The 14,469-nt window shown below is 43.8% G+C and carries 12 protein-coding genes; 2 read left to right on the forward strand and 10 right to left on the reverse strand.

Going from position 1 to position 14,469, the window contains the following annotated elements; all coding sequences use genetic code 11:
* Position 1 precedes the first annotated feature (1 nt).
* The 6 genes from NSQ55_RS23320 to NSQ55_RS23345 all read right to left on the reverse strand — a co-directional run bounded on the left by NSQ55_RS23320 (position 2) and on the right by NSQ55_RS23345 (position 5,773).
* The gene (locus NSQ55_RS23320; protein WP_076220292.1) at positions 2–766 is read right to left on the reverse strand and encodes an RsmE family RNA methyltransferase; all 765 of its coding nucleotides are present in this window, start codon (positions 764–766) and stop codon (positions 2–4) included.
* Positions 767–945: 179 nt separating this feature from the next.
* Positions 946–1,629: a site-2 protease family protein gene (locus tag NSQ55_RS23325; RefSeq protein WP_076128966.1), complete on the reverse strand. Its 684-nt coding sequence runs from the start codon at positions 1,627–1,629 to the stop codon at positions 946–948.
* 2 nt (positions 1,630–1,631) lie between these two features.
* Positions 1,632–2,684 carry a 50S ribosomal protein L11 methyltransferase gene (gene prmA / locus NSQ55_RS23330; protein ID WP_036683907.1) on the reverse strand — a complete coding sequence of 351 codons (1,053 nt, stop codon included), beginning with the start codon at positions 2,682–2,684 and terminating at the stop codon, positions 1,632–1,634.
* 209 nt (positions 2,685–2,893) lie between these two features.
* Positions 2,894–3,472 carry a DNA-3-methyladenine glycosylase I gene (locus NSQ55_RS23335; protein WP_339169347.1) on the reverse strand — a complete coding sequence of 193 codons (579 nt, stop codon included), beginning with the start codon at positions 3,470–3,472 and terminating at the stop codon, positions 2,894–2,896.
* Positions 3,473–3,576: 104 nt separating this feature from the next.
* Positions 3,577–5,253, reverse strand: coding sequence for a DUF4179 domain-containing protein (locus NSQ55_RS23340; protein WP_143762742.1), 1,677 nt, complete (start codon positions 5,251–5,253; stop codon positions 3,577–3,579).
* Positions 5,213–5,773 carry an RNA polymerase sigma factor gene (locus tag NSQ55_RS23345; RefSeq protein WP_076192119.1) on the reverse strand — a complete coding sequence of 187 codons (561 nt, stop codon included), beginning with the start codon at positions 5,771–5,773 and terminating at the stop codon, positions 5,213–5,215. Before NSQ55_RS23345 ends, NSQ55_RS23340 begins: the two co-directional genes overlap by 41 nt.
* A gap of 154 nt (positions 5,774–5,927) precedes the next feature.
* On the opposite strand from NSQ55_RS23345, the gene NSQ55_RS23350 reads away from it, so the two are divergent.
* Positions 5,928–6,260 carry a hypothetical protein gene (locus NSQ55_RS23350; protein ID WP_339169352.1) on the forward strand — a complete coding sequence of 111 codons (333 nt, stop codon included), beginning with the start codon at positions 5,928–5,930 and terminating at the stop codon, positions 6,258–6,260.
* 286 nt (positions 6,261–6,546) lie between these two features.
* On the opposite strand, the gene NSQ55_RS23355 is transcribed toward NSQ55_RS23350, so the two are convergent.
* The 4 genes from NSQ55_RS23355 to NSQ55_RS23370 all read right to left on the reverse strand — a co-directional run bounded on the left by NSQ55_RS23355 (position 6,547) and on the right by NSQ55_RS23370 (position 9,147).
* Positions 6,547–7,458, reverse strand: a complete 912-nt coding sequence (locus tag NSQ55_RS23355; RefSeq protein WP_076128958.1) for a methyl-accepting chemotaxis protein — start codon at positions 7,456–7,458, stop codon at positions 6,547–6,549.
* Positions 7,459–8,097: 639 nt separating this feature from the next.
* Positions 8,098–8,472 carry a hypothetical protein gene (locus tag NSQ55_RS23360; RefSeq protein ID WP_076302449.1) on the reverse strand — a complete coding sequence of 125 codons (375 nt, stop codon included), beginning with the start codon at positions 8,470–8,472 and terminating at the stop codon, positions 8,098–8,100.
* A 97-nt stretch (positions 8,473–8,569) separates the two neighbouring features.
* Complete coding sequence (locus tag NSQ55_RS23365) at positions 8,570–8,749, reverse strand: YfhD family protein (RefSeq protein ID WP_036683923.1); 180 nt, start codon at positions 8,747–8,749, stop codon at positions 8,570–8,572.
* A 38-nt stretch (positions 8,750–8,787) separates the two neighbouring features.
* Positions 8,788–9,147, reverse strand: a complete 360-nt coding sequence (locus NSQ55_RS23370) for a hypothetical protein (protein ID WP_036683926.1) — start codon at positions 9,145–9,147, stop codon at positions 8,788–8,790.
* 283 nt (positions 9,148–9,430) lie between these two features.
* On the opposite strand from NSQ55_RS23370, the gene NSQ55_RS23375 reads away from it, so the two are divergent.
* Positions 9,431–13,999, forward strand: a complete 4,569-nt coding sequence (locus NSQ55_RS23375) for a S8 family serine peptidase (protein WP_339169357.1) — start codon at positions 9,431–9,433, stop codon at positions 13,997–13,999.
* The last annotated feature ends 470 nt before the right edge of the window (positions 14,000–14,469 follow it).

Here is a 14,469-nt window from a genome sequence, read left to right on the forward strand (position 1 = left end):
CTTAAGCTCCTCCCATTTCTCCCGATTCATATAAAATACAAGCAGCGGCAACCATGCCCGCTGTCTCACAGCGCAGAATACGCCGTCCTAGTCCTACGGAAACCGCACCAGCTTCTTCTGCCTTTTGGCATTCCTCTGGTGTAAAACCCCCTTCAGGACCTACTACAATCAGTACCTTCCCACCAGCCTGTGGTGAAAGCGAGGATAACCAAGGGGCAACACTGCTGCGAAGCTGCAAGCCTTCTTCTTTTTCATAACAGAAATAAACAGCATCATACTCACTAAAAGTCTGTAGCAGCTGCTTCCAGGATAACGGTGAGCCTACAGCCGGAACGATGTTCCGGTGTGCCTGCTCGGCAGCTTCTTTACAAATTTTACGCCAGCGGTCCAGCCGCTTACTTTCCTTGCGTTCATCGTATTGTACAATCGTGCGCTCCGACAGAAAAGGAATAAAACCAACGGCTCCAATTTCTGTACACTTTTGAATGACAGTTTCCATCTTATCAGCCTTGGGTAGGCTCTGAGCCACTGTGATTTTTATCCGCGGTTCATGCGTCATCTCCAGGGTTTCCAGGATGTTCACTGTCACTTCCCCTATTTCGATTTGAGCAATCTCCACTAACGCTTCACGGGAGACGCCATCGCTGACAATAAGCTTGTCCCCAACCTTACCGCGCATGACTTTGGCAATATGCCTTGCATCTTCCCCGTCAACTCTAACGTTATCTGCACCAAACTGCTCTGGTGTAACAAAATATCGCTGCATCTCTTCATCATCCTGTTCATGAATTCAGTAAGAAGAAACGGTAAAGACGCCTTAATAAAGACGTCACCCGTTTCTTAGAGAAATATAACTATGGATCAGGCGAAATTTAACTATCCTATTTTTCAACAAATTACATAATACAATGTTTAAGCAGGGTTGACCAGACTTCAGTCCCTACCTTAGCTGCCAAACATTCTTAGGAATAGCTGCACAAATGTTCTCGACATTTCACTAGCCCAGTGGCCAAGAGGATCGATGGTATAGGTTCGTAACCCTGGAATAAACAGAATTAATAAAAAGATAAATACAGCCCATTGCTCAAATTGCTGTAATCTGCCCCGAATGGAGCGAGGAGCAATATCCTCCACAATCCGGTAGCCATCCAGCGGAGGCAATGGAATCAGATTGAACAAGAATAAAAAGAAGTTCCATTGAATAAAGGTGCCAAAGAACAGATACACTGCCTCTAAAACGCGATCATTGGAGATCGACTCTAATACACCGGTTGCCGCAAGCACCCCATATATTAAAGCACCAATAATCCCTAGTAACAGGTTACTGATTGGGCCCGCAGCAGACACAATGACTCCCATCAGACGGGGGCGGCTAAAGTTATCACGGTTTACAGGAACTGGACGTGCCCACCCAAAACCAGCAACCAGCAGCAGTAAAATACCAAAAAAATCGAAGTGTACAGCAGGGTTAAGCGTCATGCGTCCTAATAATCTAGCGGTAGGGTCACCGAACTTATTTGCGAAATAAGCATGACTGAATTCATGTACTGTAAAAGCAATTAAAATCGTAATGAGCAGAAAAGGAAGCTGATCCAGATCTACACGTATTATACTTTGCAATATATCCATTTTTACCTCTTTCCGGCTGTAAATGCCACCCAATCTTCTTCACGGGATACTTCCATAATCTCAAAGCCGGACTCTTGTAGTGCGTTAGCCACAAGTCCTTCTTTATCCTTATAAATACCAGAGGTAATATACAAGCCTCCTGGCTGAAGTGCACGATACACATCATCCGTAAACAATACGATGATTTCTGCCAAAATATTCGCAACTACAATCTTCACCGGGAGTGTAACGCCGAGGCTATCCTCTGTTACTTGCTCCGCAGGTGTTCCCTCAAGAGTGTGACCCGGTCTAGCGGATGGCCACATTTCTCCAGCAGCCGTGTCAGCTACACCTTCACCGCCTAGCAAGGAGAGCAGGTCGCTTTCTTTTACCGTAATGAACTTTTCAAGTTTATTCAGTGCTACATTCTCCCGCGCACTTTCAACAGCTACAGGGTCCAAATCTAACGCCAGCACGGATTTCGCACCGAGCAGCATTGCACCTACAGCCAATATTCCTGAACCCGTACCAACATCGATTACTTCTTCGCCGCCGCTAATATTCTTCTCGAGCGCACGCAGGCACAAAGCTGTTGTAGGGTGAGTCCCTGTACCAAATGCCATACCAGGGTCCAGCTCAATGATTGCTTCATCTGGGCTCTCAGGCGTATATTCCTCCCAAGTTGGTTTAATCGTGAGACGCTCCGATACCCTGAGCGGTTTAAAATATTGCTTCCAAGCATGCGCCCATTCGTCTTCATCTACGGTTTTCCAAGAAATCAGCGATTTGCCCGGATCAATGCCGTACTCACGCAATTCTGCTACCCGTGGAGTCAGCTCTTCTATAACAGCATCCATATCCGTGGAATCGGCATAATAACCTTTGATTACCGCTTCCCCTTCTGGGATATCATTCAATGGTTGGTCGTATAATTCACCGTAACGCGTATTCCGCTCTTTACTGAGTGTTCCGGATTCTTCAATAGAAACCCCACCCGCTCCTGCTTCATATAAAAAATTCGAAATCATTTCTTGTGCATCTTCTGTTGTATGTATCGTCACTTCATGCCATAACATCTTTATGTGATCCTCCTAAAGTTTTGTGAGCGTTAGCTTCATTGATTAACTTCGTGCAAAACTTACTTCGAAAGCATAGGCTTAGTTTTGTGAGCGTTAGCTTCATTGATTAACTTCGTGCAAAACTGGCTTCGAAAGCATAGACTTAGTTTTGTGAGCATTCGCTTCATAGTATAACATTTCTTCTTGGGGTAACGCCAAACTACAGATCAACGCTCTGCCATGCCCGGGCTGCTCCTGCAAAAGCAATCGAGCGAATGATCATCTACCATCCCCGATGCCTGCATAAAAGCATAACATATGGTAGAGCCGACAAACTTCATGCCTCGCTTTTTTAATGCTTTACTCATTGCGTCAGACTGAGCCGTTAAAGCAGGGACATCCGCACGTGTCTTCCAATGGTTAAGCGTAGGCGCGCCCCCCACAAAGCTCCAGAGATAATCTGAAAAGCTGCCTGTTTCCGCACTAATTTGCAAATATACGCTTGCATTACGAATGATAGAATCAATCTTTAAGCGATTTCTAATAATCCCGGGATCGTTCATCAGCTCAGCAATTTTCGGCTCATCATAATGCACAATTTTTTCCGGATCAAATCCATCAAATACCTCTCTGTAATGTGCCCGTTTTTTTAAGACGGTGTACCAGCTTAACCCTGCCTGCATGCCTTCGAGCATAAGTAATTCAAACAGCTTCCGGTCATCATACAGAGGTTTTCCCCACTCTTCATCATGGTATGCGATATATAAAGGATCCTCATTAACCCAAGCACAGCGAGTGATTTCCATCCTTTTCTCTCCTTTACGCTAATCCTTGCTGAGTCCACTCAGCATCTACTCACTGTAAACGAAAAAAAGGGAAGAACACAAGGTTCCTCCCTAAAAAAAATTTTCTATGGCCGCAGCTGCACTCTTGTTTCTTTATCCGGATCGTCAGTCGTATAGAAGAATATATAAATAGAAGCTTCTGTACCTTTGAAACCCTTGTAAACATCAATGGCCTTATTGTTTCCATCCCCAGTGAAATTAACGGTCAGAGGTTTACCTAAAATACGCTCTTTCCCCAGTCCGATATGGGTCTGGTTAATTCCACCGAAGCGAGCATCTTCACTTTCAGTCTCTACATAAAGATCGGCACCCTGCATATAGTACGTCCATTTTACCGGGTATCCGCTAAGCTGCTGGATAAGCGTCTGTTTCTTATCAGATATATTCGTCAACAGAAGTGGTGTTTTTTCGTCCTTGTTAATTTTATAGCTGCCGTGCTGAGTCACCTTGTATTTAGCAACAAAGGTAATTGGCGTCTCTTCTGTGATTTCAAGGTCAACTGGCCGCTCAAAACGAAGCACTGTTAATTCCGGCTCACCTTCTGGAGATCTCCAGAAATTGCCCTCCAGCGTCTTGCCTGCTACTTCAAGAGTAGACTTTTGATACGGGAAATTGTTGCCTTTCTCTTTACTTCTAATAGCGATTCGAATTTGAGTAGGCGTCACTACCATTTTCTCCAGCGTGTAATTAGGTTCGCCCTCTTCTAGCGGCAGATTCAATGAAGTATTTATGGTTCCGCTCTCCATCTGCTTTTTGCTTAATTGAAGATCAAAAGCTAGGGGCCCCTCAACCTTTTTCTCTTGTTTCATGTACTGCAGCTTGTAATTCACTTCTCCACTGGAAATATCAGCCGCCTTAAAATATTGCTGGGACGTATATTCCCCGTTTTCTCCCGGTGTACCGAAAGCACCTCCAGCCAGCGAATTTATGAGCGTTCCGTTTTTGTAAGCGACTATATTTGGAAAGGCCCATTCTTTTGTTTCTGGCTGATCAAAAATGATCGCTGAAGAGAATAATATTTTTTCTTGTCCTTGGGTAAAAGGTTTCACCTCTATGCTGCGCATTCCTTCCTGTCCAATAGGAAAATTTTGTGTCTCCTGCGATTGGATATCCAGCGGTAAATCTAACTCCTGTGTGCTAAAGGCTTGCAGATTATCTGCAACTAGTTGCACATTCACAGTATCCTTTTTCGGTGTCCAATCACTCTCGAAATATCCGTTGTAATGTTGATTTTTCTCATCCCATAACACATAACTGAACTCACTAGGACCATTCGCCCCATCTGCGCCCTTCAAAGTCATTCCATTAACATTCCAATTTTCATTTTCCAAGCGTTTTCCTACATCCAAAGTGAATAAGATAACCGTCCGATTCTCATCCACAATCGCTGTATGTAGCTTCAGAGTTACTCCATCCTGCGTCACTGACTGGTTCAGTTGTTGTCCGAGATTTTGGGCCAGCGCTGCTTGAACGCCTCCTCTCCCATGGAGCAAATTATCCCAATCATAATGCACTGCTGCATATACGGGTGCCGCTGCAATAAGTACTGAAAATGAAGCCACCACAGCTATTTTACTCCAGTTTCTCCCTCTGTTCCCGCTACCATTCGCCATACGAAGTTGTAGGGGAGTCATTGTACTGTTTTCTTGCTCTAAACGTCCCCACATGCGTTCAAAATCTGGATAAGGCACGCCTTTATCTTCATTTAAACGATGCTCCAGCATATTTTCTAACTTTTTCAAAAGCTTCGCCCTCCTTTAGTTCAAGTTGAACCCCAGCCTCCTGCAGGATTCTCCTCATTACCGTTAGCCCTTTATGCAGCCTAGATTTGGTCGTTCCAAGTGGAATGGACAGCAGATCCGAAATTTCAGCCAGACTGAAATCATGCATATACCTAAGTGTGAGCACCATCCTAAGTTTGATAGGGACCTTGCTCATATATTGCGCCCACTCGACCTCCGTCTCACGCTGCTCAATCTGCTGCTCCACAGCTGTTTCTGCCGTTTTATTAAAGAAATGAAGGTTGTCCGTAATCTTCTGTTGTAAAGTCCGTTTTCGTTTCAAATGATTGAGGCAATGGTTGACCGTTATTTTCATAATCCAAGCCTTGATATGCTCCACGTGCTCACGATTACTGCGAAATACGGTAATAAAGACATCCTGAGTCAAATCCTCTGCATCCGCCGCGTCATGCACCATATAGTAGCAAGTCCGGTATACATCTTTATTGTAGGTTTCAAATAACTCCCGGTTACTCTCCAAATTTTGCGCCCTCCTTTCTTGACTGAGATATCTATATGACAACCAATCCTTGGAAAAGGTTCGTTTTTCTGAGCATAAACTATCGCTACTCTTAAAGACATAGAGAAAATCAAACAGGCTTAATAATCTGAATGAAGCAAATGGAGGAAGGACAATGACTCTTTTAACTACTGGTCCGATAGAAAACAATGTTAACTCAGAAAACAACACAAGACTTACACAACAGGTCACTGTCAAAATTGCTAATGGTAGCGGTCAGATTGCTTCCACAGTTCTGATCGAAGGCTACTACATGAATGAAAAAAGAATTCAATATGTAGGCGATCTGCTAGATGTGATGCCAAATCAGGTAATAACTAAAAAATATTTTGCGGATTTTAATACCTTCGAATTTTTTTTCACAACTGCTAGTTTGCCAGACCATCCAATCCAAATCTCATTTTGGGGTAAAGACAGTGCAGAGAAATTAGTAGCCCGCATCGATTAGCTACAGCAGAATTACTTGGATATGATGGGGCAACTGGGGCAACTGGAGCGACTGGGGTGACGGGGGGGCTAAAGGTGGGACTGGCTCTGATGGGGCGATTGGGGACACCGGAGTTACTAAGGTTAGTGTTACTGTAGACGGAGTCATCACAAATCATAGATATATGATTCCTACCTTGATTGTTAACAAAATCGGATAATACCAACAATAAAAGGGTCCATCTCTTTCAAGTAGGAGACCGACCCTTTTTTGCTGATATTCAATCTATCAACATATATATTAACAATTAAAGGATATCCATAACCTCGCGCGCTTGTGTGTCGAGATTTTGTGCAGAAGAAGCAATCTTCGAAAAATCCTCCAACGCTACCAGAACCTGCTGCTGACTATCTTCTATACTTTCTTGTACTTGATTTGTACCTATAGAGATCTTTCCAATTTCCAGCGTGATCGCATCCACACTATCCCGTACCTTTATGATCGAATCTTGTACCATGGAAGATAATTTTCTTACTTCTTTTGCCACTACGTCAAAACCTCGCCCATACTCCCCGGCATGCGCTGCCTCAATAGCAGCATTTAGGGCTAATAATTGCGTTTGCGAAGCAATATCGCGAATCGTTTGCACGATGCTATGAATGGCTACAGCTTGCTTTTCAAGATTAGCTAAAGTATGTGTATTTTCTATCGATACTTCGGCGATTTTGTTGATGCTTCGTAATAATTCTTGACTGCGCTCAATACCTAAATCTGCTCTTTGATTCAAGCTGTCTGCCATCTCTTGCATCCGTTGGACAACATTACTCATGTTGTTTTGTCTTTGGGTGATATTAGTTGCTATTTTAGATACTCCGATGACTTGTTCATTGCTTTCATCAAATACTGGCATGTAGGTGGCTTCAAGCCAAACCGCATTTCCTTTCGAATCCATTCGTTCGATCTTATCCTGAAAACTCTTCCCTGTAAAAAGATCCTGCCAAAACCGTTCGTAACCTGGGCTATCTGCGAAATGTGGAAAACAGAACTCTTTATGATGCATTCCGTACATTTCATCTTTTTTATATCCCATGGAATTTGCAAAAACTTCATTCACATAAGCTACTCGGCGATCAAGGTCAAACCGGATAATAGCTAAATTTCTTTCTAAAGATCTAACAACAAGCTCATCAGTAACTCCTTGAGAGTGTACCAGCCCCATTCTAATTCCCCCTGAAAAAATTCAATAGTTGATTGGTCGTAGCTAGTATATTCGAACAATTATACATCCTTAATCTGTAGTGTGATATTAGCTATATTACTTAAAATATTTATAACATCTGCAGACGTTAATATACTCGAAATGATGATAATTAGGGAAAACATCCCTAATGATGTGCAAGATTCGAATGTTCATCTATCTTTTAGGGAAATACTCCCCAAAAACTCATGAAATCAGGCCTTTTTCTATCTTTTCAGGGGATTTTCAGGGAGGTTTGCCCTAATTTCATTTTCCAACAGAAAAATATCTACAGCTACGTCGACTATGAGACCCTCAAATTCTTCTTAGCGGTAGCTTTACTTATAAACTAAAAACTCGCCTAACTTAGTTCATTTTTACTGATCCATTACCAAAAACCCCAGCTGCAATACCAGCTAGGGTTCAAACTCTCAATTTCATTTTCAAATTCCTATCATTCTCAATCCCATTTAGCAAAGTATGGAAGTTCCTCCGTTTTCAAATGCACTCCAGCCAGACTGCGGCGCAGCAAGCCACGCCTACCCTCGCCTTCATGCAGCAGTTTTCTGCGACTTGTACGAATATATTCCTTCTCCCATTGTACGCACAGTCAAAAGTATCTTACTTATTGGAATTATAATCTTTTATTTTAATCCCCAAAACCATATCCTTCTGATATGCGTCAGCTTGCTTCAAACCAATAATCCTTGGGTCTGAAGGGTAGTGACGTTCAAGATATAACAAAAATGCGTGATGAAACCTAATTTCGGCATCCAATTTATTCAGTTCATTCGGATGATTCTCTAGTTCGGTTAATTCTGCTTCCCATCGATACAAATCGCTCGCCTCAGAGCGCTCCATACGAACCTTCTCTGTCAGCTCCCGCAACTCAAGATAGGCGCGTTTTACTTTTGGAGAGTACAACTGCTTCTGGTTCAAATAGGTTAATAATGCGATCAATAAGGCTAACCCTGTCCACAAAATAACGTTATCCATCTTCTCCCCCCACACTTAAGCTCTTCGCCCTAATTATACATGCCCAAACGCAAAAATACCCCACAAAGTGAGGTATCCGCCTTAGCTTTTTTAGCTGCTATTCTTTCTTCATAATCTCATTCAGCTGACGTTTGTCCGCTTCTTGTGCGCGATCCTGAGCTTCAATATCATCAAGATCGGCTTCCGCCGCCGAGAATTCTACATCCTCTGCTTTAGCTTCGTATAACATTTTCAATTTCTCCGTCTTGGAGAAGATTTGTGAGTTCTCTCTATCCATTGTTCGTCTCCTTTCTTTTTACTCAATGAAGTGCCTGATCAGACCATCCCGCCTGCTTCTTCAATTAAGCGCAGAGCCTGATCGTAGGACTCCGTATGCACAATAACCGTAAGCAAAATATCTCTCCCCGTTGGACCACCGTTACCACCATGACTCATTCCGCTAGAGCTGGTGTCCGCAGCTGCAAGTATGCCTGTGTGTGCATGCTCAGCAGTCATGGAGTCCATTCTGGCCACATTGCCTGTCACCGGATTTACCCCTGAGCTAAAGCTGGTACCTCCATATCTACTGAAGCGATCAATGGAAACTTCAATGGCCCGAAGTGCACGAAGCTTGCGCGCGACCCCTTCGGCTTCCTCTGGACTTTTAAAATATGCCAAAATATATCTTTCCGACATCTTATCCCCGCTCTCGCTTGAAATTCAGACATCTGTTGCATTCATTTATATTGTCTTAATTTCACTTGTTTTATGCTCTGATTTTCTTATATTCCACTTATCTACTGGGAATTCGACATTTTCCTCAACGCTTCGCTGCAATATGGTACTAAAGTTGTATATTCGATTTGAAGTTATAGCTGTAGAATAAATTTAATTTTCATAATTTTTTACATTTTATTTTGAGGAGGAGAACCACAGACACATTGCAATACAAAAAATTCATTTGGGAGGATGAACTTATTTGAAACGTACCTTTAAACACTCTATTCAAAGATTTGGTATTGGAGCGGCAAGCTTCGGACTGGCTGTGTCTGTTCTTTTTCCATCAGCTGCATTTGCGAACTCATCCCTTGAATCTTCAACCCTGGTTACGGATGTACAGTCTCAAAGTGTAACCCCTCATAACTATGCTGGAATACTCAAAGGTTCAGCACCAGTTTCAGTAATTGTGGAATTGACTAATAAACCAGTCAGTGTGTATGTAAATGAGGCAAAAACTTATTCTTTACGATCCTCAGTCTCCTCACAACGCAGTAAAATTATCTCAGAGCATAAAAGCTTTATTTCCTCAACACAGAAGATCGATGCCGATATCGGTTTTGAATACAGTGAGATTTTTAACGGGTATTCCATTACGCTGCCAGCCAATCAAGTAAACAAGCTGTTAGAGCTTCCAGGCGTTGCGGCTATCTATCCAAATGAAGAAGTACATGCACTAGCAGACAGTGTTGAAGTAGCGACATTACCTGTTACACGTTCCTATTCAGACAGCGGCAAGCTAATAGGCGCGGACAAACTACATGATTTAGGTTACACAGGCAAAGATATACAGGTAGCTGTTGTCGACACTGGTATTGATAAGAATCACCCTTTGTTAAAAGATAATTATAAAGGCGGCTATGATGTATATGATCAGGATGACGATCCGGCTGAAACAGCCCCTGATGCTAACTTCCCTCCAAGAGCAGGTACTCCTTACGAAACCTCGCATGGTACACACGTTGCCGGGACAATTTTAGATGTGGCACCTGAGGTAGAATTGTATGCGTATCGTGTACTTGGTCCCTATGGATCTGGTTCCACAGCAGATGTAATTGCGGGTATTGAGAAAGCAGTCGATGACGGAGCAGATGTTATTAACCTTTCTCTAGGCTCTAGTGTCAACCAAAGCTATTCCGCGAGTTCAATCGCGATAGACAATACCGTAAAATCGGGCGTGAACGTTATTATTGCCGCCGGTAACGCTGGACCGGATGCAGGAACACTGGGCGAGCCCGCTGGTGCCCAACTCGCGCTTAGTGTTGGAGCTTCTACTACTCCGATAAATACCCCTTTCTTTGATATTGGTGATGTTAAAAAGATTCCCGGGACATTAGCCAGTTACTCCCCAGATTTAATCGATAATATTGCTGGCAGTATGATCGTTTTCGCTGGTCTTGGGAGTCCTTCCGATTACAAAAATCTGGATGTCAAAGATAAGGTAGTGCTTGTTGATCGGGGCTCGCTGAGCTTCTCAGACAAATCTCTTAATGCCAAAGCTGCTGGTGCGAAGCTTTTGCTGATTGCCAATAATGAGCCTGGTGAAATCAGCCCCACCCTTGGTGCGCCTGGGGATTACATTCCTACCTACGGAATCAGTCAAGCCGATGGCAAAAAAATAAAAACTCAGATGGCTGCTGCTAAAGATATAATCAGTTACTATATAGCGCTTGAAGTAAATCAGTTAGCAAACTTCAGTTCTATGGGTCCAGGGATGCCCGATTATCTAATAAAACCTGATGTTGTAGCGCCCGGAGTCAATATCAACTCGACGATCCCTAGCTGGGATGGGAACTATGACCATGCTTTCGGCTTAAAAAATGGCACTAGCATGGCAACCCCACATGTTGTAGGAGCTGTGGCTTTGTTACTGAGTAAAAACTCTGATCTGAAGCCAAATGAAATTAAAGCTCTGCTGATGAACAATGCTGATCCTATTTTTAACCGTGATGGGAATTCTTACTCCTTGTACCAACAAGGTGCAGGTTTAATTAATCTGGAGAAGTCGATAAACGCTAAATCCATTGCTAAAGTCGGTGAGATCCTTAACAGCGGTCTTCCGGGTACTGTTGAAATCCCTTATTACACAGGTTCCTTATCCTTCGGCTTACAGCCAAAGGGTGTTACTGTAACGAAAGCTGTCTATGTAGAGGACTTTAAAGGGAATGGAGAAACATACACCCTGTCCACCAAATGGCTGACAGAAGCTCCTACTGATATTAGTATTGATTTTGCACCAAACAGCGTTACCTCAGGGGCAGATCAATATGCACAATTTACACTCAATGTATCTAAAACAGCAAAAGAGGGCGCATATGAAGGCATCCTGTTACTTACCTCTGATACAGAAACCCTTCGTCTGCCATTTAACGTTGTTGTAGGTGACCAATTTAATGTAGCACCTATTAATCAGCTCTCTTTTGAAAGTCCACAAATTTCACCTAATGGTGATGGTCGCTCAGACGACACCACCTTTACCTTTTCTGTCAATGAAGAGCTGGAAGGCATAAGTTTCGTTGCCTCTTCAAAAGATGCTCCCGCAACAGTTTTAGGTGAAGTTTATGCGATCGATGAGAAGATCTATCGTGGTGTATACGAAGTTCCAAATTGGGATGGAACATTAACAGACCTGGAGACCTCCGCCAAGTCTACTTTAGCAGATGGTCACTACTACATCATTCCTGTGCTTCCCAATGGGCAACTGCTCGAGAAACAAAAGGCCGAGTTCACAATTGATACCGAGAAGCCGCTAGTTTCCGGCATCACCATTGAGGAGTATGAACGCGAAGCGCCAACCGATCCTGGCGTGGCACAAATTAGTGGTTTCATTGATGATGACCTAATGGCCTATTATATTTCTAATACAAACCCTATTGGAAACTGGTTTACCGTATATGCCGAAGGCAAACATTATGATGGGAATGCTTATAAATTTGGCGGTGTGATTGCAAATAACGGTGCCTTTACCATTGATGTTCCTGTTAACGAGGGGCTAAATGAGTACAAAGTCCATGTGGTCGATAAAGTTGGCAATGGTGCAGATGACGATGATTACGTTCAGCGGCTGCTTTATAGCACAGGGGACGGTACTTTCACAGTAACTCCGGCTCTTTCTGCATCCACCATTGAAGTAGGACAATCTGTGACCGTTGATTTAGATTATTCCGTGACAGATGAGGTTTATGGCGTCTATGGGGCTTCATTCGGTGTCATATACGATGATTCCCTTGAAACACCAGTAATCCAGCCAAGCGTACAGCTGGTTACGTATCAAGAGGAGCATTTCTCTAGTGTTCCACTTACAGAATATTCACAAACGTATGATCTTGGAGACGGCCACAAACTGACACAATATAGTGTCAATCTGTCAGGAGGTGCTTATCACGGCTCTGGCTCACTAGCCCAAATAACCTTCGAACCAGCAACAGCAGGAGATTATTCCTTTGAGCTATATGATGTCCAGATTTGGAATGATGCCACAACATCAACTATCCCATCTGGTTTGAGAACAGTAAGTGTAACTGTAAACACACCTGAAAAACCTACACCAACGCCGACACCGACACCGACACCAACGCCAACGCCAACGCCAACACCATCAGCAACGCCAGATCCAACAGAAACACCAACACCGACACCAACACCATCGCCTACATCGCCTCCATCTTCTGAGTCGTATGTACCTACAGCAACCAGCACTCCCACTCCTGGACCTTCTTCGAAATCCGGGAAGCTAGTAGAGACAGCCGATCCAGCTGGTGGTAAAGCTTCAGCGGTGTTTAATATCTTAGATACTGCATTAACAAATTCGATTCAGAATGCAAAAGATAAGACTTCTGTACTTGATCTTAGCGATGTGAATTTCAATAAGTATAGCCAAGTCGTTATTACGCTTACCCCGGCGCAAGCTGAACAGTTGAAGAAATCGGAGAATGCACTCAGCCTTAACGGTAATGGATTCAATGTTCTTATTCCAGCGGCAACCCTTCCGGATTTCATTAGCAGCAGTGGTTTGTTGCTTACGATAAGTCTGGCTGATGCTAGTGATGCAGCAGTGTTATCAGGAAGCTCAGCTGCGATCAATATTGGTTCTTCCATTCTTACCATCAAAAATGGTTGGACAACCGGAAAGCCGGTTACCCTTCAGCTTAATCTAAAAGACAGCAGTCTACGTGATGCTCGAAAAACTGCCGCCTATGCAGAAACAAAGGATCATAAATGGTCCTATCTGCAACCTGGATCTTTCTCTAAAGAAGGTATTCTACAGTTTACAGTTACTGGCGACGGCTCATATAGCGTTGCATCCCGTAATGTAAGCTTCAAGGATATCGGCACACACTGGGCTAAAGGCGATATCGAAGTTCTTGCTGCTCATGGCATCATTGCCGGCAAAGGAACCGATGGCAGCTTCAAACCTGCTGACACCTTAAATCAAGCGGAACTGTTAACGCTCTTCGACCGTCTACTCGGAAAAGGTGACACATGGAATACTCGTATCAAACAAAGTGGTTCACGCGATGTGCTGACTCGCGAAGAAGCAGCCCTTATCATAGCTGAGGCCCTAGGCGCTGATCTTACAGTAGCTAAGACTCCTTTGAGCTTTAAGGATGCCGACAACATCGCTGCAGAAGCACGTAACGCCGTAGCCTATGCTGTAAGCAAAGGTTATCTCAAGGGCGTTGGTGCGGACAACTTCAATCCACAAGGCACTCTGACTCGTGCACAAGCAGCAACGATTCTGAGCCGTGTGTTTGAGGACCTACGTTCTTAAACAGTATCTAGTTGAACTCTCAAAGAAAGCCCCAGCAGCCATTTGGCTGCTGGGGCTTTCTCGTCTTAAGGTCACATCTGGGCGCATACGAGGCAACTATCGGACACAGTTGCACTTAAACACTGGATTATGCGCTATTTGCCATGCCAACGGACCCCATAGTCGCTATTAGCACGAAAGACACCAAATATGAGCGTGTTACTAGGCAATAGCTGCACTGGAGTCCGAAACTTCGCTCAAAAGGAGAAAAATTTGCAAATAGCGTCATCTGGGTCCGACTTCGCACAAAAAGCGATAAATTTGCAAATAGCGTCAGCTGGGTCCGTATGCCTCCAGCGTCAGCTGGGTCCGTATGCCTCCAGCGTCTTCTGGGTCCTATCCACTCAGATGATTATTCTCAGCGCTATCGGACACAGTTGCACTTACACGCTGAATTATGCGACTTTTGCCATGCCAACGGACCCCATAGT

The organism is Paenibacillus sp. FSL H7-0943 (assembly GCF_037963265.1).
GTDB lineage: Bacteria > Bacillota > Bacilli > Paenibacillales > Paenibacillaceae > Paenibacillus_AQ > Paenibacillus_AQ odorifer.

Excerpts from the sequence above, each read along its gene's own strand:
- NSQ55_RS23320 (WP_076220292.1), bottom strand. The coding sequence starts at position 766 with ATGCAGCGATATTTTGTTACACCAGAGCAGTTTGGTGCAGATAACGTT.
- NSQ55_RS23325 (WP_076128966.1), bottom strand. The coding sequence starts at position 1,629 with ATGGATATATTGCAAAGTATAATACGTGTAGATCTGGATCAGCTTCCT.
- prmA (WP_036683907.1), bottom strand. The coding sequence starts at position 2,684 with ATGTTATGGCATGAAGTGACGATACATACAACAGAAGATGCACAAGAA.
- NSQ55_RS23335 (WP_339169347.1), bottom strand. The coding sequence starts at position 3,472 with ATGGAAATCACTCGCTGTGCTTGGGTTAATGAGGATCCTTTATATATC.
- NSQ55_RS23350 (WP_339169352.1), top strand. The coding sequence starts at position 5,928 with ATGACTCTTTTAACTACTGGTCCGATAGAAAACAATGTTAACTCAGAA.
- NSQ55_RS23355 (WP_076128958.1), bottom strand. The coding sequence starts at position 7,458 with ATGGGGCTGGTACACTCTCAAGGAGTTACTGATGAGCTTGTTGTTAGA.
- NSQ55_RS23360 (WP_076302449.1), bottom strand. The coding sequence starts at position 8,472 with ATGGATAACGTTATTTTGTGGACAGGGTTAGCCTTATTGATCGCATTA.
- NSQ55_RS23365 (WP_036683923.1), bottom strand. The coding sequence starts at position 8,749 with ATGGATAGAGAGAACTCACAAATCTTCTCCAAGACGGAGAAATTGAAA.
- NSQ55_RS23370 (WP_036683926.1), bottom strand. The coding sequence starts at position 9,147 with ATGTCGGAAAGATATATTTTGGCATATTTTAAAAGTCCAGAGGAAGCC.